Annotated in this window: 15 protein-coding genes and 2 pseudogenes; 4 read left to right on the top strand and 13 right to left on the bottom strand. The window is 61.3% G+C overall.

Annotation, left to right across the window (positions count from 1 at the left end; genetic code table 11):
* Nucleotides 1-3: 3 nt before the first annotated feature.
* From FZ934_RS22975 to FZ934_RS22930, 10 genes are all read right to left on the bottom strand, one after another.
* A complete protein-coding gene (locus FZ934_RS22975; RefSeq protein WP_153273166.1) occupies nt 4-1269 on the bottom strand; it encodes an ABC transporter substrate-binding protein in 1266 nt (421 codons plus the stop codon).
* A gap of 25 nt (nt 1270-1294) precedes the next feature.
* Nucleotides 1295-2134, bottom strand: a complete 840-nt coding sequence (locus FZ934_RS22970; RefSeq protein WP_153273165.1) for a carbohydrate ABC transporter permease — start codon at nt 2132-2134, stop codon at nt 1295-1297.
* Nucleotides 2131-3057, bottom strand: a complete 927-nt coding sequence (locus FZ934_RS22965) for a carbohydrate ABC transporter permease (RefSeq protein ID WP_153273164.1) — start codon at nt 3055-3057, stop codon at nt 2131-2133. Before FZ934_RS22965 ends, FZ934_RS22970 begins: the two co-directional genes overlap by 4 nt.
* Nucleotides 3050-4213 (bottom strand): ABC transporter ATP-binding protein, encoded by a 1164-nt coding sequence (locus FZ934_RS22960; protein WP_153273163.1) that lies wholly within the window; start codon nt 4211-4213, stop codon nt 3050-3052. The genes FZ934_RS22965 and FZ934_RS22960 overlap by 8 nt, the downstream gene beginning before the upstream one ends.
* Nucleotides 4210-5046: a metallophosphoesterase family protein gene (locus tag FZ934_RS22955; RefSeq protein ID WP_153273162.1), complete on the bottom strand. Its 837-nt coding sequence runs from the start codon at nt 5044-5046 to the stop codon at nt 4210-4212. Before FZ934_RS22955 ends, FZ934_RS22960 begins: the two co-directional genes overlap by 4 nt.
* Nucleotides 5047-5275: 229 nt before the next feature.
* Nucleotides 5276-5692, bottom strand: coding sequence for a DoxX family protein (locus FZ934_RS22950; protein ID WP_246738042.1), 417 nt, complete (start codon nt 5690-5692; stop codon nt 5276-5278).
* A 58-nt stretch (nt 5693-5750) separates the two neighbouring features.
* Complete coding sequence (locus FZ934_RS22945; protein ID WP_153273160.1) at nt 5751-6524, bottom strand: HvfC/BufC N-terminal domain-containing protein; 774 nt, start codon at nt 6522-6524, stop codon at nt 5751-5753.
* Between the two features lie 11 nt (nt 6525-6535).
* Nucleotides 6536-7390 (bottom strand): MNIO family bufferin maturase, encoded by an 855-nt coding sequence (gene bufB / locus FZ934_RS22940; protein WP_153273159.1) that lies wholly within the window; start codon nt 7388-7390, stop codon nt 6536-6538.
* Between the two features lie 64 nt (nt 7391-7454).
* Entirely contained in the window at nt 7455-7742 is a 288-nt protein-coding gene (locus FZ934_RS22935) for a BufA1 family periplasmic bufferin-type metallophore (protein ID WP_153273158.1), read from the bottom strand.
* 45 nt (nt 7743-7787) lie between these two features.
* Nucleotides 7788-8057: a BufA1 family periplasmic bufferin-type metallophore gene (locus tag FZ934_RS22930; RefSeq protein ID WP_153273157.1), complete on the bottom strand. Its 270-nt coding sequence runs from the start codon at nt 8055-8057 to the stop codon at nt 7788-7790.
* Nucleotides 8058-8284: 227 nt separating this feature from the next.
* On the opposite strand from FZ934_RS22930, the gene FZ934_RS22925 reads away from it, so the two are divergent.
* Both FZ934_RS22925 and FZ934_RS22920 read left to right on the top strand, forming a co-directional pair.
* Nucleotides 8285-8851 (top strand): sigma-70 family RNA polymerase sigma factor, encoded by a 567-nt coding sequence (locus tag FZ934_RS22925; RefSeq protein WP_153273156.1) that lies wholly within the window; start codon nt 8285-8287, stop codon nt 8849-8851.
* Nucleotides 8838-9473 (top strand): NrsF family protein, encoded by a 636-nt coding sequence (locus FZ934_RS22920; protein ID WP_153273155.1) that lies wholly within the window; start codon nt 8838-8840, stop codon nt 9471-9473. The genes FZ934_RS22925 and FZ934_RS22920 overlap by 14 nt, the downstream gene beginning before the upstream one ends.
* Nucleotides 9474-9508: 35 nt before the next feature.
* Here FZ934_RS22920 and FZ934_RS22915 read toward each other — a convergent pair.
* Nucleotides 9509-9835, bottom strand: a pseudogene (locus FZ934_RS22915) (hypothetical protein); the annotation flags it as partial.
* Between the two features lie 115 nt (nt 9836-9950).
* Here FZ934_RS22915 and FZ934_RS22910 point away from each other — a divergent pair.
* Entirely contained in the window at nt 9951-11927 is a 1977-nt protein-coding gene (locus FZ934_RS22910) for an ABC transporter ATP-binding protein/permease (RefSeq protein WP_153274002.1), read from the top strand.
* A gap of 158 nt (nt 11928-12085) precedes the next feature.
* Here FZ934_RS22910 and FZ934_RS22905 read toward each other — a convergent pair whose 3' ends face one another.
* Nucleotides 12086-13033 (bottom strand): HAD family hydrolase, encoded by a 948-nt coding sequence (locus tag FZ934_RS22905; RefSeq protein ID WP_432443664.1) that lies wholly within the window; start codon nt 13031-13033, stop codon nt 12086-12088.
* Between the two features lie 50 nt (nt 13034-13083).
* Nucleotides 13084-14048: pseudogene (locus FZ934_RS22900) on the bottom strand (formylglycine-generating enzyme family protein).
* Between the two features lie 1112 nt (nt 14049-15160).
* On the opposite strand from FZ934_RS22900, the gene FZ934_RS22895 reads away from it, so the two are divergent.
* Nucleotides 15161-19888 carry a beta strand repeat-containing protein gene (locus tag FZ934_RS22895; RefSeq protein ID WP_153273154.1) on the top strand — a complete coding sequence of 1576 codons (4728 nt, stop codon included), beginning with the start codon at nt 15161-15163 and terminating at the stop codon, nt 19886-19888.

The following is a 19888-nucleotide window of genomic DNA, read 5'->3' as shown; positions in this document are numbered from 1 at the left end:
GTCTTAGCTGCGCGGCAGCATGCCTTCGACATCGGCGGCTGCGTCGTCAAGCGCTTCCTTCGGTTCGGCAGAGCCGTCGACGATACGGGAGAGGTTGTCGACGATCGTCTGGGTAACCTTGACGCCGTTCGATCCCGGGAAGGCATACCACGGAACCATCAGGGGCATCTGGCTGAGGCCGGCCTGGAAGAGCGGGTTCTTCTTGTAGAAGTCACCGAGATACTCAGCCGACTTGGCGGCAAGTTCGTTGTTCGGGACGTAGCCGGTGCCGGGGACGACAACCGAAGCGCCGTAAGGACCGGCGGCGAACTTCGCGAACTTCCAGGCGGCTTCCTGCTTGGCGGTGTCATGGGTCAGGATGACGACGGCGTTGCCGCCGGTCGGCAGGTGGCCCTTTTCAGGATCGATCAGCGGGATCTTCGCCGTGCGCAGATCGAACTTCTTGCCGACATTCTTGATCGTGTTGACGAGCGCGCCAGTCGTCTGGAACTCGAAACCAACCTTACCGGCGGCAAAAGCCTGCTCGCCTGCCGGCTTGGTGAACACCGGCATTCCGCCTTCCTTGACCATGCGGGCGATCAGGTCGACGGCCTTCTGGCCTTCGGGACCGTTGAAGGCGACCTTCTGTTCGTCCGGGCTCAGCATCGAGCCGCCGGCGCCGAAGAGCAGTGCCGAGAACATCCAGTCGTCACCCTGCCAACGGAAGTCGATGCCGTCGACGCCATTGCCGAGTGCCTTGATCTTGCCACCGAGCGCGATGACTTCGTCCCAGGTCTTCGGCGGGTTGTCAGGGTCGCCACCGGCAGCCTTCACCAGATCGGCGTTGTAATACATGATCGGGTTCGAGGTCGCGAAAGCGAGGCCGACCTGCTTGCCGTTGACCTGGGCGAGCTTGAGAATGGTGTCGGAGAAACCCTGCTCGGCCATGTTGCCCTCTTTCTGGACAATCGGCGTCAGGTCGACAGCGACATTGCGGGCGTCGAGCATGCGAAGGCGGTTCAAACCGATGAAGGTGAGGTCGGGCATTTCCGAGGTGCCGGCCTGGCGCAGAATGAGCTGGATGCCATCCTCATAGGTCGCGGACGGGGCGGCGAACTGGATCTTGATGTCCGGGTTTTCTTCCATGAACTTCTTCGAGACCGTGTCCATCACGTCCTTGAAGAAACCTGGCATGGGATAGTGCACGGTCAGCGTTGTTTCGGCATAGGCCGGCAGGGCCGCAGCCATCGACAGCGTCGCCGCTGCGAGGAACTTGGTGAAATGCTTCATCGCTGGTTCTCCTGGGTTCGACCGGTCAGCCTTTGAGACCGGTCATGGTTATGCCTTCGACGAAGCGCTTCTGGGCGAACAGGTAGGCTGCGACGAGAGGGATGGTGATGATGATGGTGGCCGCCATCAGCGCCCCGTAGTCGTCACCGGCTTCCGCGGCGCGGAAGTTCATGAGACCAAGCGGCGGCGTGGCGTATTGCGGCTTGCTGATCACGATCAGAGGCCAATAGAGATCGTTCCAGTGCGCGACGACCGAGAAGATCGCGAATGCGGTGACCGCCGGCCATGCGTTCGGCACGATCACGCGGGAGATGATGCCGAGTTCCGACATGCCATCGAGCCGCGCGGCATTGATGAGATCGTCAGGCATGGCGCGGAAGAACTGCAGGAACAGGAAAATCGCGAAAACCGAAATCGTGAACGGCGCGACCAGCGCGGTATAGCTGTTGAGCAGCGAGAGCTTGTCGAAGCCGACGTAGAGCGGCAGCGCAGTTGCGTGGATCGGCACAAGCAGCCCCAGCATGACGAGCGCCATCATGGTGCGCGCTGCGCGGAAACGCAGCTTGGCCATGGCGTAGGCACAAGGAATGGCGACAATCACCTGAAAGAAGAAAATCAGCGCGCAGACGAGAACGCCGTTCCACAGAAGCCGGCCCATATCGACTTTCGCAAGCGCCTTGCTGAAATTCTCCAGGTAGCGGAACTGCTGCGGGATAAGCGACAGGGCCGCAGTGAAGATATCATCCTGCGCCTTACCGGCCGTGGAGATCATGAAGATGTAGGGCGCCAGGAAGATGATGGCGCCGAGGATCAGGAGCGCCAGCCGCAACACGCGACCGGGCGTCAGACGAGACTGTTCTCTCATGTGTAGTGCACCCGCCGGTCGAGGATACGGTACTGAAGGAACATCAGCACGACGAGAATGGCGAGAAAGACCACGGTCATGGCGGAGGCATAGCCGACCTTCATGTACACGAAGCCTTCCTGGTAGATTGTGAAGAGCAGCACTTCGGAGGCATGGTTCGGACCGCCATCCGTCAATGTCTTCACGGTCTCGAACGTCTTCACTGCATTGGTGATGCTGATGATGACGACAAAAAGCGTGGTCGGCCCGAGCATCGGCCAGGTCACGAGGCGGAAGCGGTCAAGCGACGATTTCGCGCCATCGATCTCGGCCGCGGCATAGAGCTCCCTCGGGATTGCCGTCAGTCCGGCAAGAAACAACACCATGTTGAAGCCGACCGATTGCCAGATGCCGATGATGGCAAGGCTGTAGAGCGCGGTCGATGAGCTGCCGAGCCAGTTGAGCTTGGGCAGACCGGCGAGGCCAGCCAGTGCATTGATCGGCCCGATGGTCGGATGAAACAGATACTGCCACACGGTTGCCATCGCGACGATCAGGGAAACGACCGGCAGGAAATAGGCGGTACGGAAAAAGCTCTTCGCCCAGCCTTCACCTTCGATCAGCATCGCGACGCCAAGACCGAGCAGGATCGAAACAGGCGCGACGATTGCAGTGTAGAGCGTCGTGTTCCAGAGCGCCTTGCGGAAGATGCGGTCGCCGAAGAGGTGAGTATAGTTCTCGAAGCCGACGAAGCGGATGTTGCCGACGCCGAGTTCAAAATCCGTAAAGCCGAGGATCAGCACGGCAACGACGGGAAGCAGCACGAAAAGGACAAGGAGCACGATTGCCGGCGTCGCCAGCAACCAGGCGGTGCGCGCCTCGCTGCGCTCGTGCTGGACAGCGGCGGAAGCTGCACCCTCGTGATTGATGGCGATGCTAGCCATGGGCTTTCTCCCTGGAAGCATCGACCGTCAACGGCAGTGTGCGCAGCCGGCGGCCATCTTCGGCAAAGACCAGTGCCTTGTCCGAAGCGAGTGAAAGGGCGATCTGCATGCCGGTGGAAAGACCTGCGGCTTCGGCCGGTGCAAGCTTGGCGACGATTGCTTCCCCGATTGCGTCCAGGCGGCAAAAAAGGAGGACTTCGGAACCGAGAAACTCCATGCGTTCGATCCGCGATGACAACGCTCCCTGCCGATCACCTGCAAGCTGTACGAATTCCGGACGAATGCCGAGCGTCACCTCGGAGCCGGCGAAACCTCTGGCCTCGAGTGCCAGCCTGATATCGCCGAAAGCGACAGTCCCATTCTCGACGCGGGCCGGAAGCAGGTTGATGCGCGGCTGGCCGACGAAGCGGGCGACCTCGATATGGGCGGGATCGTCGTAGATCGTCTGCGGTGCTGCAAGTTGCAGCAGTTCCCCACCGATCATGACCGCGACGCGGTCGGCCATCGAAAGCGCCTCTGCCTGATCGTGCGTGACATAAACGGTCGGCACGCCGGCGCGGCGGTGAAGCTCCACGATCTCGCCGCGGGCGTGGACACGCAGATTGGCATCGAGGTTGGAGAGCGGTTCGTCCATCAGGAAGACGCTCGGATGGCGCACCATCGCACGGGCCAATGCAACACGCTGGCGCTGGCCGCCTGACATCTGTGCCGGTTTGCGATCGAGCAGATGATCGATCTTCAGCGCCTTTGCCGTTTCCTTGACATCGCGGGCGATGCCGGAACGGATCGCGCGGTGGCCGGGCATGAGCGGTCCGACAAACGGAAACCGCTGTGTCCGGCTAAGCCGGCGCATCGCGAGCGGCACGGCGATGTTCTGACCCGCCGTCAGGTGGGGATAGAGCGCGTAGGACTGGAAGACCATGGCGATGTTGCGGTCTGCTGCGGCGACGCCCGACATTTCGCGGCCGTCGATGCTGATCTCGCCGTTATCAGCATGGTCGAGGCCGGCGAGAATGCGAAGGAGCGTGCTCTTTCCGCAGCCCGAGGGGCCGACGAGCGCGATGAACTCACCCGGCTGCACATCCAGGCTGACACCCTTGAGGATGGCGTTGTCGCCGTAAGATTTCGCAATGCCCTTAAGGGAGACCGCACTCATTGCGCCGGCTCCGTCTGGACCTTGTGAGCTTCCTGCGGATAGACCTCGGCAACGATATCATCGAGCACATGCGCCACCATGCCGGGAACGGCGACGATCTGGCTGGTCACGCCCTGATCGAGCTCGTGAACGACAGCACCGATGAGCTTCTCGCCCGGCATCTCGCGTTCCATGCCACCGAGAATGAAGGCCGCGGAAGGACCCCAGACGAGCGAGGTGTCAAGGTGCCGCCCGGCCCATGCCCAATGCAGGTGGCCACTGGCGAACAGCGCGACGTCGTTGGCCGCGATCAGATCGAAGAGCCTGCGACGTTGTGCGGGACGAACGCTCCAGTAGCCCGTGTCGCCCTCATCGGGCGCATCGACGAACAGCGGCTTGTGGGCGAACATCGCGACGCGCCGGCCGGAGCGCTCGGCGAGTGTCTTTTCGAGCCATTCGAACTGCGCTTCTTCTTCGGCGTCCTCGAAACCGAGGAGCAGGCTGTCGATGCCGATCAGCCGCCAGTCGGCGACATCCTCGGCCCAATAGTCCGCGCCGACCACGCTGCGCCAGCGCCCGAGCCGGACCTGGTCGACCGGCTGCAGGGAGCCCGGAAGATGCCCGACGTCGTGATTGCCCGGGACAAGCAGCATGGGAATGGAAACCTGCCGCATCAGATCCATGCAGAAGCGCAGATCTTCTTCCTTGTCGGCGCCATCGACGGAGAGGTCGCCAGTGTGCACGATCAGGTCCGCACCGCTCCTCTCGAGCCATTCCTTCAGAGGCTGCCAGTTGCCGTTGAAATGCGGCTTTGACGGGCTGAAATGGGTATCGGTGATCTGAACAATCTTCACGGCGGGGCTCTCCAGTTCGATGAGCCCCGCCGGAATGCCGGCACCGGGCTCTAAGCTGACGCCTCTTTAGAGCCCCCGAATGTCAGGCCAGTAACAACCGTTTCCACCGTTCTTCCAATTGCGTCATCGGATCGTCACATCCCGGTACGCTGTCCACGTCCGGCTCCAGTTATTCGGCATAGCGGAAATCCCTACTACATACCTGGGGTCGTCGAGAGTAGGAGGATTTTCACGATTCCCGCCCAAAATAGCGGGATATCAGATGATCAAGGGAAAGCCGCCCGGGACCGCCAGCGATGATCGTCAGGAAACAGACTGCCCATGTACCATGGGTCGGCCACGCGTCCGGATAGACGAAAATCTCGATCACCAGGGTCATGCCGAGAAGTGCCAACGCCGAGAGCCGACTGCCGAAACCGATAACGAGCAGCAGTGGAAAGAAGTGTTCGGCAAAGGCCGCCAGATGCGCCGCAACCCACGGATCTATGAAGGGCAGCTTGTATTCAGTCTGGAAAAGATAGACGGCGTTGTCCGTGACATGCCAGCCATCTACCTTGGTCTGTCCCGACTGCCAGAATACCGCTGCAATCGACAGCCGTGCGACGCTCGCAATCAGATCGTGGGGGATTAGCCCGAAACCCCTCATCAGGCACTGCACGCGGGAGGCAAGGCCGCCGCTCGAAGGTGCTGTAAGCATGATGTCCTCATTCATCGTCGTCTCCTGTCGATAGATCTGTAAACACGCCGGCTTGCAGCGCAGCGGCGAGATTGGCGGAAAGGTCGAATTCAGGTGCCGCCGCAAGGGCCTCACCCGCAGCCGCTGCAAAGCTTGCGCCGCTGAAGAGCGCATCGAGAAACTGCGCTCCGCCTGGCGGCAGCCTGTGTACCTCGACGATCATCTCGGGCCGGATGACGAGCGCGTCTTCGCCGCGCCAGTCCTCTATAGGCGCAAAGGGCATCTGGCCTGCGTTCATCGCCCAGATGGTTACCGCGGGATGAGCCGATCGGATAACAGAGGCCGACGGGTGCCGAATGAACACCAAAGAGGCCAGCTGTTCCTCGCGCAAAGTTGCCAGTCGATCGGCTGCCAAGGGGGCTGCGTCGGCGGCGTGATAGGCTTTGCCCCGCGCTGCCTCCAGCCGTATCACATCGGCCAGATAGCCGATCTCCAGAGCCGGCTCGAAGCTCTCGACGAAATCGGCAAAGTCATCGCCATATGCGAGAAGCAGCGGTGAGCGTGGCGGATGCAGGCAGATGAACTGATAGGCCATCCCGGAGAAGAACTCTTCGCCGACGAGCCTTTCGGTCACCGGGAAGCGCGATGCAACCGCACCTACCAACCCCGAAATCACATTGTTGCGGTAGATACCGAAGCGCCGCAGCGGACGAGCCGCGTTCCACGATGCGATCCCGTCAGGGACAGGCAAGGCGCTATCCCGGAGCGCTGCCGCAAATTGCTCTTGAGTGGTGAAAGGCATGGCACGCCTCATCACGCTGCCCGCAGCCGCGTTGCGCGGTCGAGAATGGCACCTGCAGCCTCTGCTTCGGCCCGCAAAACCGGCCAGTCCGGAACGTCGTTGTCCCATTCGACCAGGCTGGCGACCGGCCCTGTGCGGGCAATTAGCTCTTCATAGAGCGCCCAGACTGGGTCCTTGACTGGCGTGTCATGCGAGTCGATCAGCAACGGCGCGCCTTCATCGTCGGTCGTTTCGGAATGGCCGCTCAGGTGGATCTCCCGGATCCATTGCAATGGGAAACGGCTGAGGTAGTCGCGCGGGTTCATGTTGTGATTGGTGGAAGCGACGAAGACGTTGTTGACATCGAGTAGCAGGCCGCAGCCGGTCCGCCGGACGATCTCGGCCAGAAACTCGGTCTCCTCCAGCGTGCTTTCCTCGAACAGTATATAGGTCGCCGGATTTTCGAGCAGCATCTGCCGTTTCAGCGTGTCCTGTACCTGATCGATATGATCGGCAACGCGCGACAGCGTTGCCATGGTGTAAGGCAGGGGCAGCAAATCGTTGAGGAACAGCGTGTCATGCGTCGACCAGGCGAGATGCTCGGAAAAGCTCTCCGGCTCATAGCGGTCGCAAACGCTTTTCAGTCGCTGCAGGTGATCTTTATCGAGTGGCTGCATCGAGCCGATCGACAGGCCGACACCATGGATCGACAGCGCATAGTCCTTGCGCAGCTTGCCGAGTTGGGCATGCGGCGGGCCGCCGGCGCCCATGTAGTTTTCGGCATGGACTTCTAAAAAGCCGACGGGTTGCGGCGTGGCGATGATGCTTGCGAAATGTTCGGGCTTGAAACCGATGCCGGGACGGCGGGGCAATGCAGAGGGTTTCATCCTGTCTCTCCTTGATTGGGTTGGCGGCGCCTTTGCGGCGCCGCCGGTGAGTGCTGCAACCGGATCAGGCCGGAGCTGGGCCCTGCGTCAGCGAGCCGGCTCCATCAGGGGGCTTCATCGACGTGCAGGTTCCGGATGGAACCAGCTTCCAGGCGTTCTTCTGGTAGTCGATCTTCGCCGTGCCGGCGCAGGTCGTGCCGGGGCCGGCAGCGCAATCGTTCTGCCCCTTAAGAGCGATGCCGTAGCACTTCTCCTTGGACACATCCTGAGCCGAAGTGGTCTGGACGCTGCCGATCAGGGACAACGCCGTCGTGACCGAGGCTGCAAAGACAGTGGCGGGGAGTTTGGTCATGGTTTTCTCCGGTATCTCGTGATTTCGGGGAGCGTCGCGGGCCGATCAGGCCGGGGTCAGCGAGCCGTGACCCTTAGGCGTCTTCATCGAGGTGCAGGTGCCGGTCGGAACCAGCTTGAAGGACATCTTGTCGTAGCTGACGGTCGACTTGCCGGCGCAATCATGCTTGCCGGCGGCGCAATCGTTCTGGCCTTTCATGGCAACGCCGTAGCACTTTTCCTTGCTGTCGGCGGCAAAAGCGACCGGTGCCGCAACGGTTGCGAGCGCCGAAGCGATGGAACCTGCCAGTGCGAGCGTAACGATGCTGTTCTTCATTTTATCATCTCCGTGGAATGGCGAGCCGTGATTAGCTTGCACAGGGGGTACGGAGGCGTGGCTGTGGTTGTTACATCTTCACCCACGATTTTTTTACGAAGAGCGATCTTGCCGTTTACGCGATGGCAAGCGAAAAGCCGGAAAACAAAGGTCCGTGAGGCCTGTCTGAAATATTTCTGCATGGGCGGTAACAAAAACGTGTGGCCCTCCGTAGAGGATTATGTCGAATGAAACATTCGGCGCGCGAAGAGGAATGGGCAGGCTGGATGCGCAGCGCCATGGATGGCGATACGCAGGCCTATCACCGTTTCCTTTCCGCCGTGACGCCGCATCTTCGCGCCATGGCGCGCCGCCGCTGCGATCAGTTCGGCGCACCGGCGAGCGAGGCGGAGGATGTGGTGCAGGAAGTCCTGCTTGCCGTGCATCTGAAGCGCGGCACCTGGGACCCGGCGCGCCCGATCGGCCCGTGGCTGTCGACGATCGTGCGCAACAAGCTTATTGACAGCCTGCGCCGCCGCGGCCGCCATATCGATGTGCCGATCGACGACGTGATGGCAACGCTTGAGGCAGAAGAGCAGGCGGGCAATCTTGACCGGCTTGATGCAGAAAACATGTTGGGACGGCTGAAAGACCCACAGCGCGATATCGTCCGCTCGATCTCGATCGAAGGGGCGGGCATCCGCGAAACGGCCGAAAGGCTGAAAATGACAGAGGGCGCGGTGCGTGTTTCGCTGCACCGGGCGCTGAAGGCGCTGGCAGCCCTATACCGGAGTGAGACGAGTGAAGACCGATGATCTGATCAGCATCCTTGCCGCCGATGCACCGGTGCGATCTCGCCTCGGCCCGCTGCTCCGCGGCGCGCTCGTGGCAGGTGTCCTCATCTCCGCAGCGCTGCTGTTCTCCACCATCGGCATCCGCCATGACATGGGAACGGCAATCGAGACCGCCCGCGTGCTTTTCAAGGTCTTTACGACACTGACGCTCGCCGTCACCGCCTGTAGTCTCGTCTTCAGGATCGGTCGGCCCGGCGCGCCGCTGAAGTCTTCTGCGCTGGCGCTGCTGCTGCCGCTTTCGCTGGTCCTTGCAGGCGTGGCAATGGAACTGACAGTTATACCCGAGAGTTCCTGGCGCGCCGCGCTGGTCGGCCGCAACGCGGCCTTCTGCGTCTTTTTCATCCCGGTCCTGTCGCTCGCTCCTCTGGCCGGTTTTCTCTGGGCGCTAAAAAGCGCCGCACCGGCAAGCCCGGCACTCGGCGGCGCCGTCGCCGGCCTTGCCTCTGCCGGTCTTGCCACCGCGCTTTACGCCTGGCATTGCCCTGATGACAGTCCACTCTTCCTGGCGACCTGGTATATGATCGCAACTGCCATCGTTGCTGCCGCGGGTGCGATCATCGGTTCGCGATATCTGAAATGGTAGAAAGCCTCCTCCGCTTTTTCGAGATGCTGCATCAGTCAGGATGATGATGCCGAAGGCCAGCGGCAGGATGAAGTCGCGCCGGCAAGAGCCAACGCGACCGATTGCATCCCATGTGCCACCATGCCGGGAACGGCGACGATCTGGCTGGTCACGCCCTGATCGAACTCGTGAACGACAGCACTGATGAGCCTCTCGCCGGGCATGTCGCGTTCCATGCCGCCGAGGATGAAGGCAGCGGAAGGACCTCAGACGAGCGAGGTTTCAAGATGCCGCCCGGCCCATGCCCAATGCAGGTGGCCACTGGCGAACAGCGCGACGTCGCTGGCGGCGATCAGATCGAAGAGCTTGCGGCGCTGCGCGGGGTCGTCACATGGCCGACGGCGAGAGCTAGCCGCAGCTTATCGGACCAAAGTCCCAGATGCCGTTTCCAGCGGGTGAGGCGTGAAACCTTTCCATTTTTGAGCCGTTGTCGTGGTTATGATCGACACTGAATTGGGTCCGAAATCGGTCAAGGGTGCCAAAGCGGGCGATGACGAGACGTTGCGCCGAGAAAAGCTATCGACTGCCGAAACAGAGCCGCCCCCGGAGGGAATCGAGCCTGACCCCCAATGGACGGCCGAAGAGGCCGAGCAGGCGCGGAAGAAGTACCTTCTGACGCGCTTCTGGATCAGTGCACGCGGATATTGGACCAGGAACGGCGACAAGCTGGCCTGGCCATGCACGATCGCCCTCTTGGCTCTGATCTGCGTCAATGTCGGCTTCCAGTATGGGATCAACGTCTGGAATCGAGCGATCTTCGACGCTCTCGAGCAGCGCAACGCCGATACGGTGTATTATCTGAGTGCTGTCTTCCTGCCGCTCGTGTTCGGTAGCATCGCGTTGGTCACGACACAGGTCGCCCTACGCATGGCCATCCAGCGTCGCTGGCGTTCCTGGCTTACGAAAGCCGTTATCGCCCGCTGGCTGGCGAACGGCCGATATTACCAGCTGAACCTCATTGGCGGCGACCACAAGAACCCGGAGGCACGCATCGCCGAGGATCTGCGGATAGCGACCGAGGCGCCTGTCGATTTCGTCGCCGGTGTCATCGTTGCGTTTCTGTCGGCTTCGACCTTCATCATCGTGCTCTGGACCATCGGCGGCGCCCTGCACCTGGCAATCGCGGGTTCCACGGTTACCATTCCCGGTTTCCTTGTTATCACTGCGGTCATCTACGCCGGCATCACCTCCAGCTCGATGGCGGTGATAGGCCGTCATTTCGTCCAGGTGTCCGAGGTCAAAAATCAGACCGAGGCCGAATTTCGCTATACCCTTACGCATGTCCGTGAGAACGGCGAAAGTATCGCGCTTCTCGGCGGTGAGGAGGAGGAGAGAAACGATCTCGAAAAGACATTCGGCAACGTCATCAAGCAATGGGCGCTACTCGCACGCCAGCATATGCGCACAACGCTCGTCTCCCAGGGGTCGAGCCTGTTTGCACCGGTAGTCCCTGTTCTCCTCTGCGCGCCGAAATTCCTCGAAGGCAGCATGACGCTTGGGCAGGTCATGCAGGCAGCTTCCGCTTTCGCCATCGTTCAGGGTGCGTTCGGGTGGCTGGTCGACAACTATCCACGCCTTGCCGATTGGAATGCCTGCGCAAGGCGTATCGCCTCGCTCATGATGTCGCTTGATGGTCTCGAACGCTCCGAACAGAGCGATGCCCTGGGGCGTATCAAACGCGGCGAAACCAAAAGTAACGTGGTACTCAGTCTCAACGATCTTTCGGTGTCGCTCGATGACGGCACCGCCGTGGTCAAGGAAACCCGGGTTGAGATCGAGCCCGGCGAGCGGGTGCTGGTGGCCGGTGAATCCGGCACCGGCAAGAGCACGCTGGTGCGCGCCATCGCGGGCCTCTGGCCCTGGGGTGGCGGCAGCGTCTGTTTCCATGCTGATCGGCAATTGTTCATGCTGCCGCAACGGCCCTATATCCCCTCGGGAACACTTCGGCGTGCTGTCGCCTATCCCGGAGCCGCCGATCGCTGGACGCTGGAAAAGATCAAGGATGCGCTCGACAAGGTTGGGCTCGATTACCTGACCGACAAGATCGAGGAGGATGCGCCCTGGGACCAGACGTTGTCTGGTGGCGAGAAGCAGCGGCTCGCATTCGCGCGTCTCCTGCTCCACAATCCCGATATCATCGTGCTGGATGAGGCAACGTCGGCGCTCGACGAGAAAAGCCAGGACAGGATGATGGAGATGGTGATCCGCGAATTGCCGAAAGTCACCATCATCAGCGTGGCGCACAGAGCCGAACTGGAAGCCTTCCACAGCCGTAAAGTCACCCTGGAGCGGCGTGATGGCGGTGCGAGGCTTGTCAGCGACGTTGATTTAGTCCCGCACAAGAGAAAACGGAACTTGCTCCTGCGCCTCGTTGAGAAGCCTCTTCCGAAACGCAACGGATCGCTTCGCCGGTGACCTGAATGAACCGACTAGAGTGATCGCTAACCGCAGAGCTACCGACAGAAAATGCGGGTGTTCAACACCGCGGCGGTCCATCGTAACGGTAAACAGCAGTTTAAATTTTGCGTTTCTTACCACTTTGAGCCGCGGGAACGACGAGCACAACGGCTCGGCTAGGGTTCGAATGCGAACACCTTCTTCCAATCCGCCTTCATGTCGACAACGAGCCAGTTTCGTCTGGTCGCCTCATCCAGAGCCTTGTCGAGCTTTCCGAATGGGGATTGCCGATCGTAGGCGTACTCGCGATCGGCGTCCGTGTGATGAACGATCATGGCGAACCCGTGTCCTTCGGCGGCTGTCACCCAGCGAAGCATCTCATAATCGCCGTCGGAATTGCCCGCGACGAAGATCGGTCTACGGCCAATGAATTTGTTGATGCCGGCGGGTTTTCCGGGGCCGTCGTCGATGAAGTCGATCTTCGGCAATCGCCTCAAGACGGGAACGTCGTCGACGATCGCATATTGTGTCGTGATCGTACTGCCGACGACCTGTTGCGGCGGAATTCCATAGAGCTTCTCCGTCACGGGCCGCATGAATTCCACCCCGCCGCCAGAAACGATATAGGTCGCAAAACCGTTGGCGCGCAGATAGTCGAGGAGCTCCCGCATCGGGAGATAGGTCATGTCAGTGTAGAGCTTGCCGGTTTTGGGGTGTTTGGCGGTCGTAAACCAGTCGGTGACGATTTTGTTGAACTCGTCGGTGGTCATCCCGGCATGCGTTGCCATCCCCATCTCGACGATGCCCTTCTCGCCGCCCTTGGCGATGCCTTTCAGGTCTCCGGCGAGTATGCTCTTGAACGGCTCCTTCGTTTTCCACTCAGGATGCTCGGGCGCAAGCGCCTTGACGCGGTCCAGCATGAAGCCGAGCTGGATATAGAAGGGCTGTTCCGTCCATAGCGTGCCGTCATTGTCGAAGACGGCGATCCTGTCCTGTGGCGCGACGTAGCCGTTTCCGCCCTCGGTCGTCGTGGCCCTCACAAAGTCGACAATGCGCTGTTTCGCAGCAGTATCGTTCCAGGACGGAAGCGTTTCCTGGCTTGCGGCGCGCCCTGATAGGGCCATCACCGAAAGGAGAGCGGCGCATGCTATCCCCGTTAACATCCGCAAGGCTCTCATCGTGGTTCTCCCTGGCTTGAAACTCTCTTCACGCAGCGGAATCCGACATGGCTGGTCGACGTGTCCTCAGGCTCCGCATGGCGCGCGGCCGGCCGGTATCGCCGGCAGTAGTTGGGGGCGCAAAGATGCGAGCCGCCTTTGAGGACGCGACGCGCAATCCTGATGTTCGGCTGGCGCGGGTCATAGCTCGCCTCCGCCTCGCCGCCGCGGGGATTGGAGGGAATGCAGCAGGAATGTTTTGCCGGCTCCGGATGCCGTGTCGTCCAGTAGTCGGAGGTCCACTCCCACACATTTCCGATCATGTCGTAAAGGCCATAGCCGTTTGCAGGAAACGACTTCACGGACGAGGTGCGCTCGTGACCCTTGGCCTTGGTCGATCGTGTCGGAAAGATACCCTGCCAGGTGTTCGCCATGGCCTTGCCGCCGGGCGTCAGTTCGTCCCCCAGGCGAATTCACTGTCCGATCCACCGTGTGCCGCGAACTCCCACTCCGCTTCGGTCGCGAGATCCAGTCCCGCCCAGTCCGCATAGGCCTTGGCGTCCGACCATGCGACGTGGACAACCGGATGGTCGAGTTTGCCGCGCAGGTCGCTCAAGCCGCCGAGTGGCTTTCGCCAGTTTGCGCCGAATTTGAAGGTCCACCATTGAGAAATATCTGGGCCGTCGACGCTTTTCGGCTGCACGAAAAGCAGGGAGCCGGCGCGCAGCATTTCCGGAAGAGCGCCTGGATAATCTTTTGGATCCGGCGCCTTTTCCGCCATCGTCACATGTCCGGTTGCATTGACGAACTCCGTGAACTTTCGATTGGTGACGGGCGTCTCGTCGATCCAGAAGCCATCCACACTGACCGGATGAGCCGGCGCCTCCTCCGGATAGTGGCGATCCGATCCCATCACGAAGGTGCCTCCGGGGATCCAGATCATGGAGCCGGGCGCTTTACTGTCGTCGAATGCCAATGCCATGCTTGCTCTCCGAAACAGATCGGAGAATGGTACAGCGTCGTGCGGCGGCTGATAAGTACGCAACGGTAAACGAGGTGGTCGTTTACGTTACACGAGGTCGGTGATCAGGTCTCGCGCTTATGCTTTTGGGATGCCAGGGGACACTGCCGGACGTCCGCGTAACAGTTAATGTTACTGTCGCATGGAACTCATTTACCGTTGCGCACTTATGCGCGGAAACGGCTTCTGTTTCAAACGGACGCGATAGGCCTGCTCTCGGCGGCAGTCGGACGTCCGCCGATTTTGAAGAGGTGAAATAAGCCAAAGTGCACGCACTCACCTGGTTGGCTCTAACGGGATTTGCGGCAGCCGCCCTAGCAGGGCCGGTCCCCGAAACGTCCGTGAGCTCGCACGCAGATTTCGCGGCAGAGTTTCACGGGGAAATCATGAAACCCCAACCTTATGCGAGCCAACTTTCTGCGCCGTCCAACGCGATAGACTGGTGGCTGCGGCTGCCCAGGCGGGACTTTGAAAAATCGGCGCCCGGTTGGTCGGCTCGACCGAAAGAAGATCCGCATAGGTGAGCCGGGATAATGCCGCGTTCGTGGCGTCATGGATTTCGTCCCTCAGGCTTTTTGGCTACGCTCTGACTGCGAGCCGCGATCTTCCATATGAGATCACGAAAAGCCGGCGAATTCGCCCGTTTCAGAGAGAGGCAATAACGTCTGGTTGTGATTCGGATTCGATTCGCTTGATTGCGAAGCTGTGTTGCGAGATGCAATTTCCCTGGGAAGACGGAGCCAATTGTTTCTGAGTTTTAACAAATTTCCGTGGTTGAGCGCGTAACGGTTTCGCAATTGTAACGACTGTCGGGGCGCGTCCCACCTCGACCAGCCATGCGCAAGGTTGGCCGTGTGGAAGTATCGATCAGCAATGTCGGATGTTCATTCCGGCATGTTGGTGTTTCCGTCAGGAATCGTTTGATTGAGCATTTTTAGAAACACTTCAGACAGCGGCCGGCATGTCCGACGTTCGTGTGTCCAGGCGGTGCTCGGTTTCGCGCCACTGGGCCAGCGAGAGCGATCTATTCGCCAGGGCCGCCGTTCCACTCAATTTCGCAACGGATATTAAGTATGACCTCGATCGTCCCGTCTCTCAGTGTCAACGCGATCAGATCGCTATCAAATGCAACAATCGCGGCTTGGACGTCTGAGGATATCGCCGCCCTTTCGACAACGCAGATCAAGGCCCTCTCGGCGAGCCAGGTCTCCGCGCTGGAAACGGAAGATCTGGCGGTGTTTTCCAACACGCAGTTGGGCGCGATCTCGGCAACCGCGATTGGTGGCCTGACCGTCGATCAGCTGGCCGTGCTGTCGAGTGCTAAACTCGAAAGCCTGTCGGCCAGCCAGATCAAGGGGCTGAGCACCAACCAATTGCAGGCGCTTGATCTCAGCCAGGTCGAAGCGCTGACGACGGCACAGGTCGCGGCTCTCAGCGCAGCGCAGATCGCCGCCTTGAGCCCCGAAGACATCGCCACCTTCCTGCCGGCCGAAATCGCAGCGATCAGCACGGTAGCCCTTTCAGGTCTCACGTCCGCCAGCATCGCGGCTCTCAGCACCGACCAGGTCGCGGCACTCAAGACCGCCCAGATTGCCGCGCTGAAGACGACGCAGATCGCCGCCATCACGCCTGAGCAGGTGTCCGCACTCGGCACCGCCCAGATTGCTGCGCTGACGTCGTCTCAGGTCAAGGCGATCACCACGGACAGCCTTGGCGGCCTGGCGTCGAGCCAGATCGCGGCTCTGAATGCCAAGTCGATCGCCGGATTGACAACACAGCAAATTGCTAGCCTCTCGACCAGTCAGGTCGAAGCACTGACCACGCAATTGATCGCGGCGATGAGCGCATCCCAGATCGCGGCGATGACCGCCGATGACATAGCGACATTCCTCCCGGAGGAAGTTGGTGCGATCAGCAGTGTGGCCTTGGCAGGCCTGACTGCCTCAAGCATAGCCGCTCTCAGCAGCGAGCAGATCGCCGCCTTGAAGACCGCCCAGGTCGCGGCGCTGAAGACGAACCAGATCGCGGCGCTGACCTCTACGCAGGTCGCGGCGTTGACGACGGCGCAAATCGCGGCTCTTAGCGCGTCGCAGGTGAAGGCTCTGTCCAGCGACGGTCTCGCTGCGCTGACGCCGGCGCAGGTCGGCGCGGTCAGCACCAAGGGAGTGACGGGCCTTACGACGGGTCAGATCGCGAGCTTGTCGACCGATCAGATCGAAGCCCTGACCGTTAGCCAGGTCGCGACGCTGACCGCGGTGCAGATCGGCGCGATCACATCGGACGGGCTGGCCACGTTTTCGACCGGCGAGCTTGCGGCCATCAGCACCCTGGGCATTGCAGGCCTCTCTCCGGCAACGGTCGCGGCACTCAGCGGCGATCAGATTGCCGCGCTGAAGACGGCCCAGATCGCGGCGCTGAAGACGGCGCAGATCGCGGCACTCACGAACGATCAGGTCAGCGGAATGACCACGGCGCAGGTTGCTGCACTGAGTGCCTCGCAGATCAAGGTGCTGACTGGCGATGCGCTGTCCGGCCTCTCGGAAGCCCAGGTCGCTGCGATCAGCACCAAGGGCGTGACCGGCCTGACCTCGGCACAGATTGCCGGCCTGTCGGTCAGCCAGGTCGAAGCCCTGACGACACAGATGATCGCGGTACTCAACGCGACACAGATCGCGGCGATCTCTGCCGCTGACATCGCGACTTTCCTGCCTGACGAAATCGCGGCGATCAGCACGGCGGCCCTGTCGGGCCTGACCTCGGACGCCTTTGCAGCGCTTAGCCCGAGCCAGGTTGCTGCGCTGAAGACCGCGCAGATCGCGGCACTCAAGACGACGTTCATCAACGGGCTGTCGAACGAGCAGGTCGAAGCGCTGTCGACGGGGCAGATTGCGGCGCTGAATTCGTCGCAGGTACGTGCCCTGTCGGATGCTGGTCTCGCGGCCATGGAACCATCGCAGATCGCGGCACTCAGCACAAAGGCGATTGCCGGCCTGGGATCGGCACAGATCGCAGCGCTTTCCGTCGATCAGGCAGAGGCGTTGACGGCGGCGCAGGTTGCCGCCTTGACCGCGGGGCAGGTGGCCGGGTTCACGACAGCGGACCTTGCGACGTTCCTGCCGAGTGAACTTGCCGCGATCAGCGTTGCCGCTCTGAGCGGACTGGCGCCAAGCACCATCGCAGCTTTCGACGCTGACCAGATCGGTGCGCTGAAGACGAACCAGATCGCGGCCTTGAAGAGCGACCAGATCGCGGCCCTGACGCCGGGACAGGTCGATGCTCTAAGCACCGCACAGGTCGCGGCGCTGACCGCGACGCAGGTAAAGGTGCTGGCGAGTGACAGCCTCGCCGCGCTTTCGGCCTCCCAGATCGCTGCGTTGAGCGCCAGCGCTGTCGCTGGGCTCAGCAGTTCGCAGATCGGAGCCCTCTCCACGGCCCAGGTCGAAGCTCTGACGAGCCTCATGGTCAGCAGCCTCAGCGCCACGCAGATCGCGGCGATCACCCCAGGTGATATCGCAACGTTCCTGCCGGAGGAGGTTGGCTCCATCAGCACGAAGGCGATTGCCGGGCTGACAACGGCTACCATCGCGGCACTTTCTGCCGACCAGCTCGAAGCATTGAAGACGAGCCAGATTGCTCTGCTGAGTTCCGATCAGATTGCCGCTCTGAGCCCGCTCCAGCTTGCGGCATTGACAACTGCCCAGATCGCCGCGCTCTCCAGTTCGCAACTGAAATCGCTTTCCAGCGATACGATCGCCGCTCTTACTCCCTCGCAGGTGGCGGCGCTCAACACGAAGGCGCTTGCAGGCCTGTCTTCCCTGCAGATTGACGCACTGTCGACCGACCAGGTCGAGGCTTTGACCTCCGCACAGATTGCGGCTCTTTCCTCCGCTCAGCTCGGTGCGTTGAGCAGCGCGGATCTCGCCACTTTCCAGCTGGATGAAATCGCAGCGATCAGTACCGCAAGTATTGCGGGTCTTGCGACGGATGTTCTCTCCGGTTTCGACGCCGACCACTTGGCTGCGCTGAAGACCGCGCAGATCGCTGCTCTGTCATCCGCACAGATCGCGGCCCTCACCCCGAGCCAGATCGGGGGCCTCAGCGTGGAGCAGGGGGCCGCGCTGACATCGGCGCAGGTCGGTGCCCTGACTACGGAACAACTCGGCGCGTTGCCGGCAGCAGATTTCGCCGCCTTGTCGACAAAGGCTCTTTCGGGTCTGACCTCGTCGCAGATCGCATCGCTGTCTGCCGACCAGATCGCGGCATTGTCCTCAGCGCAAATCGCTGCGCTCAGTTCCGCCCAGATCGGTGCTCTCAGCACAGCGCAGCTGTCGGCTCTGACCGACGAGAAGATCGCGGCGCTTTCTTCGTCCGGGATTACCGGACTTGGCTCGACGGCGATCGGCGCTTTGTCGACCGCGCAGATCGCCGCGCTGAAGACAAGCCAGATCGCGGCGCTCTCCTCGTCACAGGTCGCAGCCCTGTCGACCGGACAGTTCGGGCTTTTGACCTCGGAACAGATCGGAGCCTTGAGCGCTGGCGCGGTCGGGGGCATCTCCGTTGGCGATCTCGCTGTCTTGAGCGAAGCACAGGTCGCGGCGATGAACTCGAAAGCGATCGCAGCGCTCACGGCTGACCAGGTCTCTTCACTGTCGGTTTCGCAAGTCGACGCGCTTACCGCCGCGCAGATCGGTGCCTTGAACGCTGCGCAAATTGCGGCCCTCTCTCCGGCAAGCATCGACAGCCTTCCTGTCGAAGAGATCAGCGCAATCAGCGCTTCGGCGATTGCCGGCATCAGTTCCAGCGCCTTGGCGGGGCTGACGGTTGAACGCCTGAATGCGCTGACCACCGCTCAGATCGCCGGGCTGACATCAAGCCAGGCAGCGGCGCTAACCAGCAGTCAGGTGGCAGCGTTGACCACGGCGCAGGTTGCAGCTCTGACGTCATCGACCGTCTCTGGTCTCTCTGCTGGAAGTATCGCGGCGCTAACCACCGATCAGGTTGCGTCGCTGAGCGCAAACGCTATCGCCGGTCTCACGACTTCGCAGCTTGCCGCTATGTCCACCTCACAGGTCGAGGCGCTCGGCAAGTCGCAGATCGCCAACCTCAGCTCGTCGCAGATTGGAGCGCTCAACGCCGCCGATCTCGCGACATTTACCACCGATGAGATTGCAGCAATCAGCACGGCAGGCATCGCGGGTCTTTCGACAGGCAATGTCGCCGCCTTGAGCACGAGCCAGATCGCGGCCCTTGGCGCGAGCCAGGTTGGAGCCTTGAGCTACCTCCAGGTTCGGGCGTTGACGAGCGATCAGCTGTCGGCAATGACGACGACGCAACTGAGCGTCCTGACCGCCCTTCAGGTCGCGGCACTTAGGACGAGCGATATTGCAAACCTGTCCACCAGCCAGATCGCGGCGTTGAAGAGCAAGGCGATCGAGGGGCTGTCGACTGCGCAGATCGGCGCGCTGCAGACCAGCCAGGTTGCCGCGTTGAGCACGTCTCAAGTGACCGCTCTGACGACGTCTCAGTTGGCCTCGATGTCGGTCGCGCAGGTCGAAGCGCTGACCCCAGCCCAAATCGCCGCAATGAGTTCGGCGCAGATTGCTGCGCTCAGTGCTGAAGGCGTTGCCAAGTTCTCGCTGGAGGACATTGCTTCGATCAACACGTCCGCCATCACCGGCCTTTCGACAAAGGATATTTCGCTGCTGTCGACGGCGCAGCTCTCTGTAATCTCAGGGGCGCAGGTCGATGCCATGCAGGCCGATCAGGTGGCGGCCATCGTGCACGCATACCAGGCGTTCTGA

The sequence above is a fragment of the Rhizobium grahamii genome (assembly GCF_009498215.1).
Taxonomy (GTDB): domain Bacteria; phylum Pseudomonadota; class Alphaproteobacteria; order Rhizobiales; family Rhizobiaceae; genus Rhizobium; species Rhizobium grahamii_A.
This window is presented reverse-complemented; position numbering and strand designations above follow the sequence as displayed.